This window comes from Psychrobacter sp. LV10R520-6 (assembly GCF_900182925.1).
Taxonomy (GTDB): domain Bacteria; phylum Pseudomonadota; class Gammaproteobacteria; order Pseudomonadales; family Moraxellaceae; genus Psychrobacter.
This window is the reverse complement of sequence record NZ_LT900024.1, coordinates 657,966-678,400: the sequence shown is the minus strand read 5'-3', so window position 1 is coordinate 678,400 and position 20,435 is coordinate 657,966. Positions and strand designations below refer to the sequence as shown.

Genomic DNA, 20,435 nt, shown 5'->3' with positions numbered 1-20,435 from the left:
TGTCTTTATTGGAAACTTCAGTATTAATAGCTTCACCAGTATCATTGGTGGCGTCGTCTTTACTTTTTCTTACCATGATGCTCTCTTTATTTGTTCGTTTATTTATTAGTTTGTTTGTCTATTAGCACATTTAGGGTTTGTTAAAGCACTTTTCTATGCGGCTAATATGGTATTAATTTTTATGCTACTAGTATGTGCCCACCATACGTTGCGATAAGATATTTTGCAATATCCAGTGTCCAATCGAGCAGATATATCCTTAACCAATACGGCGCTTAAGACCCGTCATCTGTAGGATACGGGTGGCAATCTCTTCAACTGACATCTCTGAGACATCGAGACTCGGAATACCTTGCGAGGTATAAATACCTTGTATGGCACGCTGCTCTTGCTGACACTGCTGATAGCTCGAATAGCGACTGCCCGCGCGGCGCTCTTGCCGAATTTTAACCAAGCGATCGGTATCAATAATAAGACCGAACAGTTTGTCTTTATGCTCACGTAGCGCCTTTGGTAGCTGATTGTCATATAAATCATCTTCGGTCAGCGGATAGTTAGCCGCGCGAATACCAAATTGTAAGGCCAAATATAATGACGTCGGTGTTTTGCCCGAGCGTGAGACCCCAATCAGAATAATATCAGCCATACTATAATGGCGAGTGCGTGCGCCATCATCATTATCTAAAGCAAAATGTACCGCATCGATACGTTCTTTGTAGGTCTCAGAGTCGACATTATCATGCGCATGACCTGAGTGGCCATCAGGCTCAACGCCCGTTTCTTCAGCGATACGCCCGATTAAACCCTCATACATATCCAAATTACAGCCATGCGCCGAGTTAATCTTTTCGCGGATATCAGGATTAACAATAGTATCGAACACCAACGGCAGCAGACCATCACGTTGATAGGCCATGTTGATTTGCTCGACCGCATCTTCAGCCCGCTCTAGGCTATCCACATACGGCAACACCCGCGTCTCAAAAGGCACCGAGGCAAACTGACTTAATATAGAACGGCCCAAAGTCTCAGCAGTAATGGCGGTACCATCAGAGATAAAAAATGCACTTCTTATGGTTTGCGAGTTGTCTAAGCTTAATGCATGGCGGTTTTGAATAGTGGGCTTATCCTGTTCGGACGGATTGTTAGCGTACATAATTTAAAGACCTCGATAGTAGCGCTATGATGTATGATTTTAAGATGAATGGTATGTGATAAATAGTACTGTTATAAACGGTATTGTCACAGACCATGCTGAAGGACAGTGGTGGCTTTTTGTTGGTCAGGTATCTTCTTCTTACAGATATCTTGGTCATAACCCTATAATTCAAGCTGGTTATCTTAGACTGTGGTAAATGATAGGAATAGACAGTTGCGGGGACAGACATTGTTTTGCTTATTATTGCTTTGCTAGCCATTACTTTCCTAATGAGAAGCCTACCACTATAAATAACACCTTATATATAATATCCTACATATATACTACCTGACGGAATGCTAATAGCAGTCTTCGAATATCTTATTATGCGGAGTTAGCATTTATCAATTCGATGAACATATGCGTCATCGCACGATTAACATTTATGCCTTACATTATACGCATAATAGACGCTTAATAGAAATCAATGTTAGCATAACTGCCTACAGGCAAACCCATACAACTCTACGCCAATATTAACGTTGCTTACTGTACTAGAAGTTAAGATATAAATAGGTAAATAGGTAAATCGCTACTGGTCCTATGTAAATCAGTTTTGTTACTGTGTATCGTTTGCTATTGATATAGCTTACTATTGAACCAATTAATTGATAAATTAGGGACCGATTATTACCGAACGCTATCGTTTGTATCTTTTCATAATTTTTTTAGCTCAACCTCTCGAAATTATCCAAATATAGCGGTATAATCGACCTTTATAATCCTTACTAAATAACCTTATTTTCTGGAGTTATCATGGCAGCGCACTCTACAGCACTTGTAATCAATCTTGATCAGCTAGGAAAAAACGACATTGAGACGGTTGGTGGTAAGAACGCCTCGCTTGGCGAGATGATCAGCCATCTATCTGATTTAGGCGTTAGTGTTCCAGGCGGCTTCGCCACTACCTCAGATGCATTCAATCGCTTTTTGACTGAAACCGGTTTACTTGACAAAATTAATAGCGAGCTTAAAGAATTAGACGTTAATGATGTTAATAAACTGGCTGTTACTGGTAAAAAAATTCGTAACTGGATTGTTGAACAAGAATTACCAAAAGATTTAGAGCAAGAAGTGCGTAAATCATTCGAAGAAATGAGTGATGGCAAAGATATTGCTGTCGCAGTGCGCTCTTCTGCAACTGCTGAAGATTTACCAGATGCCTCATTTGCCGGTCAGCAAGAAACTTTTTTGAACATTCGTGGCATTGATAACGTTCTTATTGCTATTAAAGAAGTATTTGCCTCATTATATAATGACCGTGCCATCTCTTACCGTGTCCATAAAGGCTTTGAGCATGAAGGCGTTGCCCTATCTGCTGCTGTACAGCGTATGGTACGTTCAGAGACTGGCGCGGCTGGCGTCATGTTTACGCTAGATACTGAAAGTGGCTTTGACCAAGTGGTGTTTATTACTTCAAGCTACGGCTTGGGCGAAATGGTTGTCCAAGGTGCGGTTAACCCAGATGAATTCTATATATCAAAACAGCTATTAACCAAGGGTAAGCCTGCGATTATTCGTCGCAATCTAGGCAGCAAGCAGAAGAAAATGATTTATGGCGATGAAGGCAATACTGCTAAATCGGTCAAAGTTGTTGACGTTGAAAAACAAGAGCGTATGCAGTTCTCTTTATCAACTGAAGAGCTGACTTCACTTGCCAAGCAAGCGATGACTATCGAAAAGCATTATGGTCAAGCGATGGATATCGAATGGGCAAAAGACGGCGATACCAATGAAATCTTTATCGTTCAAGCTCGTCCAGAAACGGTTAAGAGCCGCCAAGACAGCAATGTCATGGAACGCTACGTCATTAATACCACTGGTGCTAAAGTATTATGCGAAGGTCGTTCAATCGGTCAACGTATTGGTTCTGGTAAAGTACGTATCGTTGATAACTTGAACGAAATGGACAAAGTACAAGACGGAGACGTACTTGTTTCAGACATGACCGATCCTGATTGGGAACCCGTTATGAAGCGTGCCTCAGCCATTATCACTAACCGTGGTGGGCGTACTTGTCACGCGGCGATTATCGCTCGTGAGCTTGGCGTTCCCGCTATCGTTGGTTGTGGTAATGCTACTGAGCTATTGGTTGACGGTCAAGACGTCACCGCTTCTTGTGCTGAAGGGGATACGGGCTTCATTTATGAAAGCCAGATTGATTTTGAAGTAAAAACTAACTCTATTGAGTCTATGCCTGATCTGGCATTTAAAATCATGATGAACGTCGGTAACCCAGACCGCGCCTTCTCATTTACCCAAATGCCAAACGAAGGTATTGGTCTTGCGCGTCTTGAATTTATCATCAACCGTATGATTGGTGTGCATCCAAAAGCTCTATTGAATATGAACAGCCTACCACGTGAAGTGGCGCAAGCGATTACCGAACGTATTGCAGGTTATGCTTCACCAGTAGACTTCTATATTGATAAATTGGTTGAAGGTATCTCAACTCTAGCCGTTGCCTTTATGGATCAGCCCGTTATCGTTCGTATGTCAGATTTCAAATCAAACGAATACGCTAACTTACTTGGTGGTAAATTATACGAGCCATCAGAAGAAAACCCAATGTTGGGCTTCCGTGGTGCGAGCCGCTATGTCTCTGATAACTTCCGTGACTGCTTTGAGCTTGAATGTAAAGCGCTTAAGCGTGTTCGTGATGAGATGGGCTTGACCAACGTCGAGATTATGATTCCATTCGTTCGTACGGTTGATGAAGCCGCTCAAGTGATTGAGCTGCTCGAGAAAAACGGTCTAAAACGTGGCGAAAATGGCCTACGTGTTATCATGATGTGCGAGCTACCAACCAACGCCTTGTTAGCAGAAGAGTTCCTAGAACACTTCGATGGCTTCTCGATTGGTTCTAACGACTTAACGCAATTGACCCTTGGTCTTGACCGTGATTCAGGTATCGTTTCACATCTGTTTGATGAGCGTGATCCTGCGGTCAAAAAGCTGTTGTCTATGGCGATTGATGCGTGCCGCAAAGCAGACAAATACATCGGTATCTGTGGTCAAGGTCCATCAGACCATCCAGACCTTGCTTACTGGCTCATGGAGCAAGGTATCAGCTCAGTGTCACTTAACCCTGACTCAGTGCTCGATACTTGGTTCTTCTTAGCAGGTGAAGAAGTACAATAAGCTGCCGCAGTAGGTCACCGCAGTAATTTATATTGTCATTAGGGTTTGTTCTATGTTTACAAATATAGCTTATTTAATATAGAGCTTGTTTAATATCGAACATACCCTAATATCATCCTTTAAAGTAGCGACTTAAGATATGACTAACTATACAGGCAACTATGCAGATTTTCCTTGCTCGAAATAATGTACAAGCGGGTCCCTATGATTTGGATCAACTTAATATCATGTTGGCGTCTGGCGAAGTAACGCTTGATGACTTAGTATGGCATGACGGTTTAGATCAATGGCAGCGTGTTGGCAACTTAACCGGTAATCAACATACTTACCGTCCTACTGTTGTGCCTAATACTTCCATTACTAACGACTCTATCGTTAATAATGTGACTGTATTTCCTGAAGATTCTGATACCAATCCAAACGGAAAAAGTAATCAGGATGGCAAAAAACTGTCTATTGATAAACTTTACGGTAAGCCTGAACGGCCAAAACCTGACGCTAAGAATAGCAAAGCTGACATGACAAGCAATCGTCATCAAACGCCACATAACAATGTGACCTTGAATAAGTCTAGCGCTGCCAAACCTACTTCAGGTAAGGATAAGGTAGTCGGTAATATGATACTGGCGCCTATCATGTCGCGAATATTAGCCACCGCAATCAATGCTTTGATGTATTTATTAGCGATTTTTCCGCTGGTGATGGCATTGACTAAAATGGATGTAGACTACAGTAAGTTTCAAGACATCCAAAATATGGACGCCGCTTACCAGTATTCAATGACTCTAATGGAGAGTGTTCCAAGCACCACCCTGATGATGTCACAAGTGCTAGTGTTTGGTCTGTTTGCTTTGCAGCTGATATTTATAACATTACGTGGTCAATCGTTAGGGAAGCTAATTACCGGCATTCGGGTCGTGGATCAAACCACTCATCGTCTACCGTCTTTTATTAAACTTATCGGTATTCGCACCTTGCTGTTGTTTGTTATTTATAACTTACTGTTTTCGTTCACCAGCTTTTTAGGTTTTGTGGTCATTGGGATACATTATTATATGGCGTCTAAAAGCCCTGAAAATATCGGCTGGCATGATAAGTTAGCTAAGACTTTAGTAGTCAAAGCAGACAGCAGTCAATTGGTTAAACAGCCCAAAATAAAATAACTTATAAGTACAGTTATTAAAAATAAATTATATGATAGTTGTCAAAAAGCAGCGCTCAGTCGTTGCTTTTTTTAGTTATACCATCCATTGATAAGCATTTATTTATACTTATCTTTTTATAAACAGTCACGCGCTGATTAGCCTTTGTGTTAGTGAGCAGTTACTGTTATAATATGGCGCTTTATAAAATAAGCTTAGCTCTTATTCTTCCTTAATTTCAATGTTTTATTCGAGCTGGGGCTTACTTTATAACTCTCCTTGCTATTGACATAGGGTCAATAGCTACTAATCCGTAAGGAGTCCATTATGCGACATTACGAAGTGGTGTTAATTGTACACCCAGACCAAAGCGACCAAGTGGTTGGCATGGTTGAACGCTACATTAAGCTAGTTCAAGACAATAACGGTATCATCCACCGTTTAGAAGACTGGGGTCGTCGTCAACTGGCTTACCCAATCGACAAGATACATAAAGCTCATTACCTGTTATTCAATATTGAAACTAACGGTGAGACTTTAGCTGAGCTTGAAGAATTATTCCGTTATAATGACGCGATCATTCGTAGCCTAGTCATGCGCCGTGACGACGCAATCACTGAAGAGTCGCAGTTAGCTAAGAATGCCGATGAAAAACGTGCACGCAAAGCTACTACTACTACTAGCCGTCGTCCAGACAGTCGTAATGACGAGAATGACGACGACAATAACGACAACAGTGAAGACTAATTAAAGGAGAATACTTATGGCACGTTTCTATCGCCGTCGCAAATTCTGCCGTTTCACTGCTGAAGGCATCACTCACATCGATTATAAAGATGTTGAGTTGCTAAAACAGTATATCAGTGAGAATGGCAAAATCGTACCTAGCCGTATTACAGGTACATCTACTAAATATCAGCGTCAATTAGCTACTGCTATCAAGCAAGCTCGCTTTCTTGCGCTACTTCCGTATACTGACAACCATCAGTAATTCGACGGTTAACTAGGAGTGACTCATGCAAGTTATTTTGTTACAGCGTATCGTCAACCTTGGTAAACTCGGTGAAACTGTCGATGTGAAACCAGGTTACGGACGTAACTTTCTTATCCCTCATGGCAAAGCGTTACCTGCAACTGCAGTTAACATTGAAAAGTTCGAAGCACGTCGTGCTGAACTTGAAGCCGAAGAGGCAGTAGAGCTTAACGCCGCTCAAGAACGTGCTGATGCATTAACTGATGTTAATGTTATCATGCGCGCCAAATCAGGCGACGAAGGCAAACTATTCGGTTCTATCGGTACTCGCGATATTGCTGAAGCGTTGACCAATTCAGGCCTAGAAGTTGACCGCTCTGAAGTTAAACTTCCAGAGGGTGCTTTACGTCAAGTTGGCGAATATAACGTTGATATCCAGCTACATCATGACGTTATTGCTAGCATCTTAGTGACTATCCTATCTGAAGATGGTGATGACCAAGATCTAGCAGTAGAAGAAGATCAAAATGAAGACGACTATTCTGAAGAGTAATCTTTAGAACGTCTGATTCAGTTTGAAAAAGCCAGTAACTTAGCGTTGCTGGCTTTTTTGTGCTTATCAATATTGGCAAAGTTTTTATAAAAGTCCTACTTTATTTAAAAGCCAGCATCTACTGGCTTTATTTTTCACTAACACATAATCTCATTTTACTCAGACGAAATCTCCTCCATATCATCTAGCAACTAAAGTACTTCCACTTAAAACTATTTGATATGGAAGTAACAGTCCATTACTATCAATGTTATTAATATATTCTTAAAATACTATCATGTTCTTATCACGACGCCAAATAGTACGATAACTGTCTTTTTTTTATAGGCTTATCACGAACTAGAGAATTCATATGACATTTTACTCAACGCCAAATTATTCTGAATACCTACATAAGTGGCTCAAGCGCGGCAGAAATTGGCACATTGAATATGAAGGCTATCTATCAAATCACATCACCCACAATTGGATTGCGTTAGATGCTGCGGGCGCTAACCATAAAAAAATGCAGTGGTGGGAGGATACTTATACTAAGAAAGCTACAAATAAAGCTACTAAAGCTACTGGCAAAATATCTATCGGCTCTGCAAATAAGCTAGAAGCTCCTCGCAATAATCCAATAGACTACACAGAAATAACAGACGCCAACTGGTTGAATAATTTGCAGTCTATTCGGATTGCTTTTCCTTTGTATCGCGATTTTTTTGATAAAAGAATAGCAGAGCTAGGCTTAAGTGCATGCCTTAAGCGCTATTACCCTGCGCTGTCAGAAGGCATGGCCGGTGCAGCGTTGCATGCTACGATACACCTCGGTTGGGCGGTTGATGTTGAATCTGCTGATATGGCGGCTGAAGGGTTAGCATACATGGCAACCGCATTCCAACCTCTGGCAACTGGCTCAATCCACACCAAACATCAGCTTTGGTCGCCCGATGCGCCTAGCCCTATTCAAGCGCTTAAACAGATCTTAAACGATGATAGAATAGCGCAACTGACTGAAACAGCCGATTGGTTGAATAAAACTCAAGACTATAAAAAGCTGAACAGAGGTGATTTTCAGCAGCGATTGATCACTTTTGATAATCCGCAACAACCGATGTCGCTGTTTCTCAACGAGATGGTGACGCTTAGATTACCTGATATTGGGCATGACTTGACCACAGCAATCGAGGAGTTAAGCCTTATTACAGCGAGCGCCTTACGCAGCAGCAACAACGAATTTTTTATACTGCATGGGTTAACGAGCCTACACGCTGTTCTATGTGTACTGCCGCATCTTGATGAAAATGCACAGAGAAATGCATTGGGCTATTGGTTTAGAGCGCTGGTGGCTACTATCATAATCCAAGGTAGCCCTGGAATGAAAGATACCCTCGCATTGCTTGAAGAATGGGACGCTTATAAAGGTGATGAAAAATCTATTGGATATCAGTTAAGTGCAGAACAACAAGCTTGGTGGCTGCAAACTCTAAAATCTACCACCGACAGTCTGGATGAGCATGTGCCGAAGGCGGTTTACGTCTTGAAGCGGTGGGCTGAATGGCAGTCGTTCTCTAGTGCATCGAATGATTTATATGTTAAGGCGGCTCGTAATATTGTAGCAGCCAATGTAAATGGCGGAGTACAGGATAATTTATGGTTTAGTAAGGGATTCTCAAAAGCCTCACAAAACAAACGTAAGAGGTACGATTAAGCTATAGCACCATTGAAACCAATAACTGTCTTTAAACCCAATAAGCTCTCTATCCTTTAGCTACGTGTAGCTAAGCACATCAGCAACCGTAATAGGTGCTAAAAAATTCACGGTCTAAAAATGCAGTTATGTTTAATTTATACATAAAAAAATCCGACCACATTAAGTGATCGGATTTTTAGTGTTTGGTGGAGATGGCGGGAGTTGAACCCGCGTCCGCCAGCATTACGCTCATGAATCTACATGTTTAGTTTCTGTCTATGGTTTTAATCCGCACCGATCCGACAGTCAGGATGGATTGGACGATTCTCTACTTTTGAACCCAAGCGATTGAGACAATCCCTTGTGGCGAGCCTATATGCGGACGCCTCAACTTAGTTGACCAACTATAGGTGATCAGCAACCAAGTAAGCAGGGTTTAAGCTGCTAGAGCGTAAGTTTCGTCGTTTGCGACTATAACAATATATGTTGGATTAACGAGAGGACATATACTCTCGACATGCATCATTGAGTTTCATCACCAGCGTCGAAGCCAGAACATCCCCAATAGAAGAGTATATTGTACAGCAATTAAGCGCTTTGTTTCAACTAATAAAATATCGGCATTACATTAAGTTACACCTTGTGACTTCAAGCCTTTTTCAATAACTAACGGAAGCTCGCTAATAATACTAGGCAAGAACGGCATTTAGCCATTTACCAATACCTTGAATCTGCGGCATGCATACCTGATGAGCCATCGGATAAGTACGATAATCAACTTTATAGCCCTTAGATGATAATAATTGCTTCGCTTGCTCACCCAGAATGACAGGGACAACCGGATCTTGAGTGCCATGTTCAATCAAAACTGGCAAATCTTGATTCGCTACGCTGTAGTCGATATTATCATTGGTTGCCAGATAAGTAGATAATGCCATTAAACCTGCTAAGCGCTGTGGATAGCCGAGTGCCACATGATAAGCGACTGCCCCGCCTTGCGAAAACCCAGCGAGGACGATATGCTCAGGCGCAACACCACGTTCTATTTCGCGAGTGATTAAATCATGAATTTGTTGGGTTGATTGTTCAATCTGGGCAATATCAACTTTGCGCTCAAGGCTCATCTCAAATATATCGTACCATGCGGGCATCACCATGCCACCGTTAATCGTCACTGGACGCTGGGGCGCATGCGGGAAGATAAAGCGCACGGCCATATCATCAGACAAACCCAATTGCGGTACAACGGGTTCAAAATCATGACCACTGGCACCTAAGCCATGTAGCCAAATAACAGCGCGATCTATCATTTTTTGGGCAGGGTTATGCTCGACGATGACGGCATCTAAGTAGTTACTCATATAATATCCTCTTTGCGTAATAAATTTATGTACATAAGAAATATGCAGGTCAAACAATACTTACCTTTATAATATGGCTGTCATTTTTAGGTTTTTATCCTTCCTATTGGGCGCTCAGTATACTATAGCTGCCATCACCGTTACTATTAAGCCTGACCGTTGCCATTATTCATCAACTTTCCATAGCTTTTGGTGAGTGACATCACAATATAATCGTACTTTTATGCTAGGATAATTTGATAGTTTTAGTATTCAACACTTCTGGCCTTTATGCTTTATGTAGCGTCATAAAGTAACTACAGCTAGTTTATGATGCTTTGAAATCGTTTTTCAACGACCACTTTTTAACAGTTACTATTAAACAAGTATATAGCGCTTATGACTCATATTTTATTGGTAGAAGATGACCCTGCTATCGCCATGTCTCTAAAAGTCACTTGCAAACGTGAGGGCTGGCAAATCACTTGGCTGGATAATGCCAGCAGTGTGCTGCCGTTCCTTCATAGTGAGCAGGCGCAGACGCTATCGGCTATTATTTTAGATGTTGGTCTGCCAGATGGTGATGGTCTGAGTTTATGTCAACAAATTCGCCATACCTCTGATATTGAAGGCTTAAAAGATATTCCTATCGTATTTCTGACCGCCCGTAGTGATGAGGTCGATCGGATTTTGGGTTTAGAGATGGGCGGTGATGACTACTGTACCAAGCCTTTTAGTCCCCGTGAGTTGGTTGCGCGTCTAAAAGCGATTTGGCGACGTGAACAGCTGCTCTCTCAGCAGACCACGACCAACAGCTCAGAAGCTTATCAGTCACTTATTTCCCAAACAGCCTCAGCAGATAACACAAACCCTGATAGACTCGCTCATAGCTCTAATAATAGCAATCCTATGTCAGCACAAGCCTTGACCTTTCAATGTGACGCTGGCATTTGGCATTATCAACCGCTTAACTACTCACTCATGTGGCAAGATGAGAAGCTTGAGCTTAGTAATACCGAACGCAAGATTTTGTTAACCTTACTACAAGCGCCCAATCAGGTCTTTAGCCGTGAGCAGTTATTGAGTGCGGTGAGTGACTATCCCGATCATCGCTTGGCGCGGACCATAGACAGCCATATTAAGTCCATTCGTAAGCAGCTGGCTATGGTTGATGATAGTATCGATGTGATTCATACCCATCGCGGGCTTGGCTATGCGCTATGTCCTGCTTAGTAAGTAAAGCCGTCCGATTTGGAATAGCCGTATTTAAAATAGACCCCTGACACATGACATCACGCCGTCCTGACTCAATCGATCATAAAACCAATAGTAGCGCTAAGCCCAATCAATCCAATTGGTATGCCAAACTGCATCCGATTGGTGCGGCTCAGCAGACGAGAGTGCCTAAACGCCTCCTTAACTTAAGTATATTTTTTAGGATTTGGCTGGCGGTTGCTTTGGTGCTCATCCTATGCGGTGCGGTGATTTTTACTCAGCTGTTTGGGTACGTTAAGCCGACAGCGCAGCAAGTTATTGAAGATACCTTATTAGACACCAGTAAGTTGCTGGCGGCCAGTCTTCAGATACCGCTACGCTCAGGTCAGCTGTACCACGAGGCCTATCAGACGCAACTTGATGTCGCATTTATTGGCAAACCAGTATTCGGAGAGGTTACAAATTCGGACTATCAGCCAAAAACATACAGTAGCTTTCGGGTATATGTCACTGATAGTAATGGCATCGTCATTTATGACTCGCTACCCTCGCCTAACAATGCTAAAGGTGAAGACTATAGCCGCTGGAATGATGTCTATTTGACGTTAAAAGGACAATATGGTGCAAGAAGCACAGTGCGTGATAGTCAGCAACTTAACAGCTCAATCATGTATGTGGCGCAACCAATAAAAGACGAGTCAGGTAGTATTATCGGTGTGGTGAGCGTGGGTAAACCTGTCATGAGCGTATTACCCTACTTAGATAACACTCGCCAGCGGATGCTCATCACTGCCTTGTTTATTAGTATTTTTGCACTGGTTTTAGCGGGGCTAGTGGCATGGTGGCTTAAGCAAAGTATTACCCTCGTCACTCAATATACCGGCGCACTGGCAGAAGAGTCCAAAAAGCCTTATTTTTATTTGGGTCAGGAACTCAATAGCTTAACCGATACCATTGAGACCATGAAGCATCGGTTAGAAAACAGAGCTTACGTTACTGACTACGTGCATACCTTAACCCATGAACTCAAAAGTCCTTTGACCGCTATTCGTGCCAGTAGCGAGCTATTAGAAGATGACGGACTCGATAGCGATGACCGGCACATGCTTATCCAGACCATCGGTGAACAAAGCATAAAAATGCAACAGCTCATTGATCGGCTACTGCTATTGGCTAAGGTTGAGCAGCCAACGTTTAAATTAAACCATCAAGCGTTACCTGTGTTGCCAATACTTCATCGTTTAGCAAATGAAAGCAGCGCAAAGCTACAACAGCAACATCTAGCGCCTATTAATATCACCATCAATGACCAGACCTTCACCGCAACGACTGCTATATCATCTGACCTTTTATCAAAAACAACCGTCTATGCAGATAGCTTTTGGTTAGTACAAGCCTTACAGAACATACTGGATAATGCGATTCATTTTGCTGACAATATTGTCTCTATCAGTATCAATACCTCCACCTCACATTCAGTGACGATTGATATCTTCAACGATGGCAAGCTACTGCCTGATTATGCTGTCACTAAGGTTTTCGATCGTTATTTTAGTCTATCGCATCAAAGCATCGCCAATCAAAATCAATCACAGCAAAGCAATTCCAATCAAAGTCAGTCAGATCAAATCTCTGCTGAAGAGTCAGCTAATAATGCATTCAACACTAGCCCAAAAAAAGGGACGGGACTTGGTTTAACCTTAGTAAAGCAAGTCGTTGAGCATCACGGTGGCACTGTTACTATCCTCAATGTCACCGCCGACCTTACTCTTGATCAAATTTCTGGGGTGACAGTAAGCATGAGACTACCCTTAGCTAAGCCTTAAAAAGATAGCGACTATTCTCTACTTTCACGCTACTCTAAGGTGAAGGTTGTTCTAGCCATCATCATTCAAAGAATTCGCTACAATCCATCAGTTTTTCATCATATTCACACGGGTTTTGTATCTCTTTGTTTTACTATAGAGCTACTCAAATTCATAAATAAAACAGAGAGATAACCTAGTATGAAAAATACATTTACTAAAAATTGTTTAGGCCACAGTCGTCAGCATTGTGCGCAAATACTATTAGCTCAAGATATGGATAGTATTACCTTTAGACACTGGTTAGCGATTCCAAGCCAGCAGCTGTTACTTATTTTTCGGCATCAACACTGTGTCGCTGTTGATAGCTATCAACGTGCAGCTTAAGCCCTAACAGAGTTAAAACCGTCTTTCTCTTTGAATATCCATAAAAAAGCCCCTTATGTCTCTTCTATTCAAACTCATGTAAGCTTGCTAGAAAAAATATAAAGGGCCAATCGTTCGACCATAAATAGCTTAAGTAATTGAGGTCACTGGTTGCTCAACATCGGCATTTTGACCACGATGCCGTAGATAATGATCGAGCAAGACGATTGCTAGCATGGCCTCCGCAATGGGCGTTGCACGGACACCCACGCAAGGATCATGACGACCTTTGGTCAGCATATCGACCGCTTCACCTTGGGTATTGATACTTTTACCAGCGGTAGTGATACTAGACGTTGGTTTAAGCGCAATGCTGACGCGAATATCTTGACCTGATGAAATGCCGCCCAAAATACCGCCGGCATGATTGGCCGTAAAGCCGTCTGGAGTCATCTCATCGCGAGCGCTGTGGCCGAATTGCTCAGCAACTGCCATACCGTCGCCAATCTCAACGCCTTTTACCGCATTGATACTCATCATGGCATGAGCAATTTCCGCATCTAATCGATCAAATACGGGTTCGCCAAGTCCTACAGGAACACCGCTAGCAATAATTTCAAGGCGTGCGCCACAGCTGGTACCTTGACGGCGCAAGCTATCTATTAAGGTCTCAAAGCGACCAACGGCTTCTTTATCCGCACAAAAGAACGGGTTGCTATTTACAAAGTCCCAATCAATCGCGTTAGTATCTAATACTTCGCTACGTTCAGGACCGATTTGAGTGACATGGCCACGGACTTGCACCCCTAGACGATCTTGCAAATACTTTTTAGCGATAGCACCAGCAGCCACCCGCATCGCCGTTTCGCGGGCTGAGGAGCGCCCACCACCGCGATAATCACGAAAGCCATACTTCATACTATAAGTATAGTCAGCATGACCGGGACGAAAAGTATCTTTAATCTCGGTGTAGTCTTTTGATTTTTGATTGGTATTACGAATCAGCAGTCCAATAGACGTGCCCGTAGTTTTACCTTCAAATACGCCAGAGATAATTTCGACCTCATCAGACTCACGGCGCTGGGTTGAATATTTAGAGCTGCCTGGCTTGCGGCGGTCTAAATCAACTTGTAAGTCCGCTTCGCATAGCGCTAAACCTGGCGGTACCCCATCTACAATGGATAACAAACCAGCGCCATGTGACTCACCGCAAGTGGTCACGCAAAAAATTTTTCCAATACTGTTGCCTGCCATATCTGTCCTTAAACGTGTTGAATCTACTTGCGGGTATTTAGTTGTTATTCATCAATAAATAACTATTCAATCAATACTAGCTTAACGGCTATTATTTTAGTGTTTAGTACTTTAATGACTGATATTTTAATGACTAGCATCTAATAGCTGTACATAATTTGCAAACAGCTCACGGTGTTCCATTAATTCATCAAAAGTAATAGCAAGCACACCATGACCGCCGTGTGCAAATTTCAGCCAATCGAACTGAATATCTGGATATGCTTGGCTTAATGCCCACTCGCTATCACCCACTTCACAGATCAGCAAGCCTTCAGGGCTTAGATAATCTGCTGCCTCGAATAAAATACGATGTACCAAGTCCAGTCCGTCTTGACCAGCCGCTAGCGCATTTTCAGGCTCATATAAAAACTCAGGCGGCAAATCTGCCATAATGGCAGCATCGACATACGGTGGATTGGTGACGATCAACTCATATTGATTCTCAGCTGGTATCTTAGCAAATAAGTCAGATTCAATCACATTCACTTGATGACCGAGATCATGGTGATCAACGTTGACCATCGCTACTTCTAATGCCCCTTTATCAATATCAACAGCATCAACCAGCGCATCAACGAAACGTGTTGCTAGCGCAATGGCGATACAGCCTGAACCGGTACATAAGTCTAAAATACGCTCTGGCTGCGACAATTGTTTCATCTCAAGGCCATGATCATAAAACGCGGTTGGGTGATCGTTAACATTGGCACCAAGGGGCTTAGCCAGCTCGTTAGCATCAAAATACGGATGAAACTGCTGACGAATCAGCTCTGCTATTGGTGAGCGTGGAATCAAAACCCGCTCATCAACATAAAAGGGCAAATCACAAAAGTAAGACAGATTAATCAAATAGCTCAGTGGCTTACGTTCAGCAATACGCTCTTCTAACAGGCTAAGCACTGCGTTCTTTTCTGAGGTAGTCAAACGACAATCAAGAATCTGCTCATTGGCTGACCAGTCTAAAGATAAAGAATGCAAAACAATAGCGGAAGCTTCAGCAAACTCATCCGTCGTTCCTTGTGCCACTACCACGTCATAATTGCGCAGCTGAGTCACTGAAAAGCGAATAAAGTCGCGAATGCTAACCAGCTGCTGGCGAGCTTCTTCAAGCTCCACATGCAGGGTGGCAAACTCACTATCCTCAATGAGAAGTCCGGCTTCATCCGTCTCTAAATCGTGATCCAAACCTTTTTCCAAGTCTAAGTCTTGAGACTCATTGTCACTGAAATATTGGTTCTGAAAATCTTTTGCGCTCATGATTTGGTTTTCTGGCATATCGCACCTTGTTAATATTGGTATTGTTAATACTAATTATGGAATTACTTGCTCATTAACTACATGCGGGCTGGTTGCACCGCTTTCAATTAAAAGCTTATCAGTTAAATAAAGCGGTTCATGCATTATAGACGCAAACGTTAAACAGCGCCAATTACTGTAGTCTTTACTTTGACAAAAAATGGCTTAGAGAAAGCATTCATTTAGTGCAAGGTGGCTTTATTAAACCAGCTGTATTGAATCAACTCTATCAAATCAGCTCTTATTAAAAAAGTACTATTGAAGCAGTTCTGTAGTCAACTCTATTTTTATGTAGCCGCCACCTTACCAAAAACTTGCTAGGCGCATAATCTGCGCAATAAAGCAGTTAAACCCTAGCTCAATTATCACCACATTGTTGTGAATACGTCAACAGCTGACGCTTGGCACACTATACGCAAAGAAAGGGGTGTCAAAAGTTTGCGAAGCGTTCAAATTATGCGCATAATAGCCCCATTGTAACCACTAACTGTGACTAAATATGATGAAAATAAAGCCACTTATTACCGCTATGTCTGTTGCCGTCCTTAGCGCCGGTATCAGTGTTAGTGCGCTTGCTGCGCCTAATGATAGTACACGCACCCTACCGGTACGCACGGCTGATAAGCTACCTAATATTGCCAAGTTAGCTAGCCTCAATGTACAAGAAAACCGTAGCAGCTCAATCGATGGTAGTGCTTCAGTCGCTACGCCTACGGTTAGATCTGTTCCTAATGCTGAGACTGAGACTGAGACCAAGCTTACCGATCGTATGGGGCAGCTTATTGATGCTAAGCAAGCGGATCAATCAAAATCATCATCAGAAGCAGTCGCTGCTGACAACATGAGCGCAGCAGAGCTGGCGCGTAAAGATGTACAATCTGATAGCACTGACGATATCAGTGAGGGTCAAGCCGTTGCCGCGCCTAGCGATACTTCATCTATTGACTCGTCTGATCCATTGGCTTTTGAGCTGCCTGAGCATGAGCAGCGTCAAGACTTCAGTGATGATCCTACCATTAAGAATATCGAAGATATCGATGGTAAAAAACATACCACGCTGAACTTATCCAATTATGCTCAGCAAGTTAACGGTGCCATATGGTCACCGAATATGAAAGTCAACTCGGCAATGACTATTAAAATGCAAGCCTTGCTGGATTGGAACCATGCCTCCCCTGGTGCTATTGATGGCGGTTGGGGTATGAACAGTAAAAAAGCCTTAGTCAACTTTCAAAATATGAAAGGTTTGCCAGCAACAGGTAAGATGAATCAAAAAACATGGGATGCACTGGTTAAAAATATCCCTGCTAACAAGCCAGTATTGGTCACTTACACGTTAACCGACTCTGACATTAAGACTAATTTTGCTTCCACGCCTTCAGGTTCAGAGGCCAAGTCCAAAATGAAAGGTCTATATTATCAAGATATTAAAGAGATGCTCGGTGAACGCTTCCATATGGACGTGCGCTATCTTGATAAGTTGAATAAAAGTAAAGCCTACCAAGCAGGCGAAACGATTACTGTACTAAATACTCGTGAACCGCTCAAACAGCGTATCAACCGTGTGGTCGCCAGCGCAGCAGATAAAACCTTATATGCTTATAATGATGACAAGCTAGTCGCTACTTATCCGACTACTGTTGGTAGTGACGCCACCCCATCACCACGGGGTACCTATAAAATCATCAATAAGGTAAAAATGCCTTGGTATAAAGCGACTGTCGGTGACGGTGATCAGAAAAAAATACATATGCTGCCACCCGGACCAAATAACCCTGTCGGCGTGGTATGGATGGGTCTGTCTAAGCCCTCTTATGGTCTACACGGCTCACCTAAGCCTGAAGGTATTAGCCGTCAAGCATCAGCCGGCTGCGTGCGCTTGACTAACTGGGATGTGCTAGAAGTCTACGCCAATATCGAAAATGGCGCGACGGTTGAGCTAAAATAGAGTTGTTTGATTGGTAGAAGTATCTAACGGACACCAACGAAAAAAGACCTTTAAATAAGGTCTTTTTTTATGGCTGGTCTTTTACTGCCTAGCTTTTTATAAGCTATTTTTTATAAGCTATTTCTGTGAGCCATTAAGGTCATTACCGTTTATTTTAGATGATAGTTATTAGTGTATTTCTTTATAACCTTCTTCATTACCAGTAATGTTGCCAAGTCTTTTGGCAAAATACAAACTAATAGGTATACATATAATAAAGCCAAACGCGATAACTATTTGAATATGTAATATCTGATTAAACCCTGTCACTAGTGCTGTAATCATGAGTACCCCAATAACTACAGTCAGTGCTATGGTAAAGACTACGGAGAATAGTGGCCAGTTCATGATTTAATCCTCATATTTTTTGTGGGTATAATACCTTTATACACTAAATCCATACTAATAGTAAGTATTTAGCCTAAACGCCCAAGATACTTATGTCACAGGACTTTTATAAAAAACCATGATAATATTAGGGAGTTAGTTGATGACTTATAAAAATGTTTTATCTACATTAATTTTTTCCTCTCGTTTTCCCCGTTTTTTTCTCTTCTATCAAATTCCTATTTCTATTATCTTTGAGCGACTTATCAAAACCGCTCACGACCTGCTTATTAACGTAACAGCATCTGGTAGTAAAAAGCTCAGCTATCTTTTGTGATTTATTATTACAATTTTTTATAATTTATCATTACAATGGCTCCTCTCTTTTATTTTACTCATAAAGCCTTGTTATCATGACCTCATCTACGAACGCCCCACCGCCAAAAAAAGAGCCAGACACTCGGTCGTCAACTTCTGCGTTAGATAATGATAAAACTGATAACAGCAATACAAGCCATCCTGTAGCAACTGATGAGCAGGCAGAGACTAGGAGAGATGATGAAAACATAGAGGGCGACAAAGAAGCCGGTGCACAGCTTCCGGAGCCTGAAATAACCATGACCTCACCCAGTCCCGATGTGGTCATCGCAACCGTAGAAACCCCTGACCCTCAGACTAAACTTTCTATGGAAGTACTCAAATCAGAGACACAAAACCAAAACGGTGCTCAAACAATCGATCAGGAAGCTGATGCCGAACAAAACCCAATACCTGAACAAGCAGATAATACGTCTGCTGACTCTATAAATTCTGCTGAAAACTCTGATAACGTTGATAATTCTGCAGACAGTAATAACAACATGCCGCACGATGAAGAAGCTACCAAAAAAGACCTTGATACAGCATTACCCACTGACGATGAAAATCTAAACAATGACAATGACAATGAACTGTCAGAAGCAGAAAAAATAGAGGCCGAAGAGCAAGAAGAAGTCAAAGAAGAAAAAGAATCGAAACTTGAGTCATATAAACAGTTCGTCGCTGAGCAATTTAGCAAGCAAAAAATTGACTACCCTGAAATACGGGTCACTATTGAGGCCAACGCATTACCAAGTAAAATGTATTTTGTCATGAATGTGCTGTCAGCCATTATTGCCAGTTACGGGCTGATTGCTAATTCAGCGGCGGTAGTTATTGGCGCGATGTTGGTCGCCATGATGCTAGGGCCTATTACTGGGGTGGCGCTGGCAATCATTGACTACCGAATGCCGTTACTACGCAAGTCGCTATTTACCGTAGCCGCTGGTGGGTTTTTGGTGATATTTGTGGGCTTTGTAGTGGGGTGGTTACATAAAGGTCAACCGCTGACCGCTGAAGTGTTATCGCGAACCCAGCCTACCTCTATGGACTTAATGATTGCGCTTGCCGGCGGCACGGCTGGTGTCTACGCCATGGTGTCGCCGCATTTATCTGTAGCGGTGGTCGGGGTGGCGGTAGCGACGGCTTTGGTGCCTCCACTAGCTTCAAGCGGCATCTTATTTGCCAATGGCGAGATGACACTTGGTTTTGGCGCAGCACTACTGGCATTAACTAATATTATTGCCATTCAATTTACCAACGCAATGGTGCTATGGTTCCTAGGCTTTCGGCGCTTGGTCGATGATGATTATAAGTCAAATACTCATTTGACTTTTTTGCGGCGCAATGCGGTGACTTTATTACTATTGATCGGTTTGGGAATTTATTTGACTATTAATCTCAACACCAATGCTCGGCAACAAACCTTCGAGAATAACGTCAAAGAGACCGTTAATAGCTACTTTAAGAGTAAAGGTAATGTGCTGACTAATACCCAGTTCAATAGGGCAAACGGCAATGAAGTTGTGCGCGCTGTTATTCGAGGCGAAACCACGCCAAGCTCATATGATGTGCGCCAAATTGAAGCTACCATCACTCAAGATATGGCGGACAATTTCCCCAAATATTTACCCGTAAAGTTACAGCTGCGCTATCTGCCCGTACAAGTGATTGAGTCCGATCCAATGATTCAAGATAAGCTTGATCAGACTGATGCCGCGATTTTAACCAATTGATTTTGGCCACTTATTTTATTTTGACCCA

At 42.4% G+C, this 20,435-nt stretch carries 16 protein-coding genes and 1 other RNA gene; 11 read left to right on the top strand and 6 right to left on the bottom strand.

The window, feature by feature from the left end:
* Positions 1-259: 259 nt before the first annotated feature.
* A complete protein-coding gene (locus U1P77_RS02895; protein ID WP_321155906.1) occupies positions 260-1,156 on the bottom strand; it encodes a posphoenolpyruvate synthetase regulatory kinase/phosphorylase PpsR in 897 nt (298 codons plus the stop codon).
* 798 nt (positions 1,157-1,954) lie between these two features.
* On the opposite strand from U1P77_RS02895, the gene ppsA reads away from it, so the two are divergent.
* The 6 genes from ppsA (at position 1,955) to U1P77_RS02865 (ending at position 8,700) form a co-directional block, all read left to right on the top strand.
* Entirely contained in the window at positions 1,955-4,339 is a 2,385-nt protein-coding gene (gene ppsA, locus U1P77_RS02890; protein ID WP_321155905.1) for a phosphoenolpyruvate synthase, read from the top strand.
* Positions 4,340-4,500: 161 nt separating this feature from the next.
* Positions 4,501-5,502 carry an RDD family protein gene (locus U1P77_RS02885; RefSeq protein WP_321155904.1) on the top strand — a complete coding sequence of 334 codons (1,002 nt, stop codon included), beginning with the start codon at positions 4,501-4,503 and terminating at the stop codon, positions 5,500-5,502.
* A 306-nt stretch (positions 5,503-5,808) separates the two neighbouring features.
* A complete protein-coding gene (gene rpsF / locus U1P77_RS02880) occupies positions 5,809-6,228 on the top strand; it encodes a 30S ribosomal protein S6 (protein WP_201553979.1) in 420 nt (139 codons plus the stop codon).
* A gap of 16 nt (positions 6,229-6,244) precedes the next feature.
* Positions 6,245-6,472 (top strand): 30S ribosomal protein S18, encoded by a 228-nt coding sequence (gene rpsR, locus U1P77_RS02875; protein ID WP_201553980.1) that lies wholly within the window; start codon positions 6,245-6,247, stop codon positions 6,470-6,472.
* A 25-nt stretch (positions 6,473-6,497) separates the two neighbouring features.
* The gene (rplI, locus tag U1P77_RS02870) at positions 6,498-7,007 is read left to right on the top strand and encodes a 50S ribosomal protein L9 (protein ID WP_321155903.1); all 510 of its coding nucleotides are present in this window, start codon (positions 6,498-6,500) and stop codon (positions 7,005-7,007) included.
* A gap of 352 nt (positions 7,008-7,359) precedes the next feature.
* Complete coding sequence (locus U1P77_RS02865) at positions 7,360-8,700, top strand: questin oxidase family protein (protein WP_321155902.1); 1,341 nt, start codon at positions 7,360-7,362, stop codon at positions 8,698-8,700.
* A gap of 186 nt (positions 8,701-8,886) precedes the next feature.
* Here U1P77_RS02865 and ssrA read toward each other — a convergent pair.
* Positions 8,887-9,245, bottom strand: a transfer-messenger RNA (tmRNA) gene (ssrA, locus tag U1P77_RS02860).
* 126 nt (positions 9,246-9,371) lie between these two features.
* Positions 9,372-10,043: an alpha/beta hydrolase gene (locus tag U1P77_RS02855; protein ID WP_321155901.1), complete on the bottom strand. Its 672-nt coding sequence runs from the start codon at positions 10,041-10,043 to the stop codon at positions 9,372-9,374.
* Between the two features lie 378 nt (positions 10,044-10,421).
* Here U1P77_RS02855 and U1P77_RS02850 point away from each other — a divergent pair, with 378 nt between their 5' ends.
* The 3 genes from U1P77_RS02850 to U1P77_RS02840 all read left to right on the top strand — a co-directional run bounded on the left by U1P77_RS02850 (position 10,422) and on the right by U1P77_RS02840 (position 13,429).
* Positions 10,422-11,255 (top strand): response regulator, encoded by an 834-nt coding sequence (locus tag U1P77_RS02850; RefSeq protein ID WP_321155900.1) that lies wholly within the window; start codon positions 10,422-10,424, stop codon positions 11,253-11,255.
* Between the two features lie 53 nt (positions 11,256-11,308).
* Entirely contained in the window at positions 11,309-13,063 is a 1,755-nt protein-coding gene (gene creC / locus U1P77_RS02845) for a two-component system sensor histidine kinase CreC (protein ID WP_321155899.1), read from the top strand.
* A 180-nt stretch (positions 13,064-13,243) separates the two neighbouring features.
* Positions 13,244-13,429, top strand: coding sequence for a hypothetical protein (locus tag U1P77_RS02840; RefSeq protein WP_321155898.1), 186 nt, complete (start codon positions 13,244-13,246; stop codon positions 13,427-13,429).
* 129 nt (positions 13,430-13,558) lie between these two features.
* Here U1P77_RS02840 and aroC read toward each other — a convergent pair whose 3' ends face one another.
* Both aroC and prmB read right to left on the bottom strand, forming a co-directional pair.
* Positions 13,559-14,662 (bottom strand): chorismate synthase, encoded by a 1,104-nt coding sequence (gene aroC / locus U1P77_RS02835; RefSeq protein WP_321155897.1) that lies wholly within the window; start codon positions 14,660-14,662, stop codon positions 13,559-13,561.
* A gap of 126 nt (positions 14,663-14,788) precedes the next feature.
* The gene (gene prmB / locus U1P77_RS02830; protein ID WP_321155896.1) at positions 14,789-15,979 is read right to left on the bottom strand and encodes a 50S ribosomal protein L3 N(5)-glutamine methyltransferase; all 1,191 of its coding nucleotides are present in this window, start codon (positions 15,977-15,979) and stop codon (positions 14,789-14,791) included.
* Positions 15,980-16,499: 520 nt separating this feature from the next.
* Here prmB and U1P77_RS02825 point away from each other — a divergent pair.
* Positions 16,500-17,948 carry a L,D-transpeptidase family protein gene (locus U1P77_RS02825; RefSeq protein WP_321155895.1) on the top strand — a complete coding sequence of 483 codons (1,449 nt, stop codon included), beginning with the start codon at positions 16,500-16,502 and terminating at the stop codon, positions 17,946-17,948.
* A gap of 168 nt (positions 17,949-18,116) precedes the next feature.
* Here the strand turns inward: U1P77_RS02825 and U1P77_RS02820 are convergent, their stop codons facing one another.
* Positions 18,117-18,335: a hypothetical protein gene (locus tag U1P77_RS02820; protein WP_201554000.1), complete on the bottom strand. Its 219-nt coding sequence runs from the start codon at positions 18,333-18,335 to the stop codon at positions 18,117-18,119.
* 392 nt (positions 18,336-18,727) lie between these two features.
* Here U1P77_RS02820 and U1P77_RS02815 point away from each other — a divergent pair, with 392 nt between their 5' ends.
* On the top strand, positions 18,728-20,407 hold the full coding sequence (locus tag U1P77_RS02815; RefSeq protein WP_321155894.1) for a TIGR00341 family protein: 1,680 nt from the start codon (positions 18,728-18,730) through the stop codon (positions 20,405-20,407).
* Positions 20,408-20,435: the final 28 nt, after the last annotated feature.

Coding starts and splice junctions, on each gene's coding strand:
- U1P77_RS02895 (WP_321155906.1), bottom strand. CDS start 1,156: ATGTACGCTAACAATCCGTCCGAACAGGATAAGCCCACTATTCAAAAC.
- ppsA (WP_321155905.1), top strand. CDS start 1,955: ATGGCAGCGCACTCTACAGCACTTGTAATCAATCTTGATCAGCTAGGA.
- U1P77_RS02885 (WP_321155904.1), top strand. CDS start 4,501: ATGCAGATTTTCCTTGCTCGAAATAATGTACAAGCGGGTCCCTATGAT.
- rpsF (WP_201553979.1), top strand. CDS start 5,809: ATGCGACATTACGAAGTGGTGTTAATTGTACACCCAGACCAAAGCGAC.
- rpsR (WP_201553980.1), top strand. CDS start 6,245: ATGGCACGTTTCTATCGCCGTCGCAAATTCTGCCGTTTCACTGCTGAA.
- rplI (WP_321155903.1), top strand. CDS start 6,498: ATGCAAGTTATTTTGTTACAGCGTATCGTCAACCTTGGTAAACTCGGT.
- U1P77_RS02865 (WP_321155902.1), top strand. CDS start 7,360: ATGACATTTTACTCAACGCCAAATTATTCTGAATACCTACATAAGTGG.
- U1P77_RS02855 (WP_321155901.1), bottom strand. CDS start 10,043: ATGAGTAACTACTTAGATGCCGTCATCGTCGAGCATAACCCTGCCCAA.
- U1P77_RS02850 (WP_321155900.1), top strand. CDS start 10,422: ATGACTCATATTTTATTGGTAGAAGATGACCCTGCTATCGCCATGTCT.
- creC (WP_321155899.1), top strand. CDS start 11,309: ATGACATCACGCCGTCCTGACTCAATCGATCATAAAACCAATAGTAGC.
- U1P77_RS02840 (WP_321155898.1), top strand. CDS start 13,244: ATGAAAAATACATTTACTAAAAATTGTTTAGGCCACAGTCGTCAGCAT.
- aroC (WP_321155897.1), bottom strand. CDS start 14,662: ATGGCAGGCAACAGTATTGGAAAAATTTTTTGCGTGACCACTTGCGGT.
- prmB (WP_321155896.1), bottom strand. CDS start 15,979: ATGCCAGAAAACCAAATCATGAGCGCAAAAGATTTTCAGAACCAATAT.
- U1P77_RS02825 (WP_321155895.1), top strand. CDS start 16,500: ATGATGAAAATAAAGCCACTTATTACCGCTATGTCTGTTGCCGTCCTT.
- U1P77_RS02820 (WP_201554000.1), bottom strand. CDS start 18,335: ATGAACTGGCCACTATTCTCCGTAGTCTTTACCATAGCACTGACTGTA.
- U1P77_RS02815 (WP_321155894.1), top strand. CDS start 18,728: ATGACCTCATCTACGAACGCCCCACCGCCAAAAAAAGAGCCAGACACT.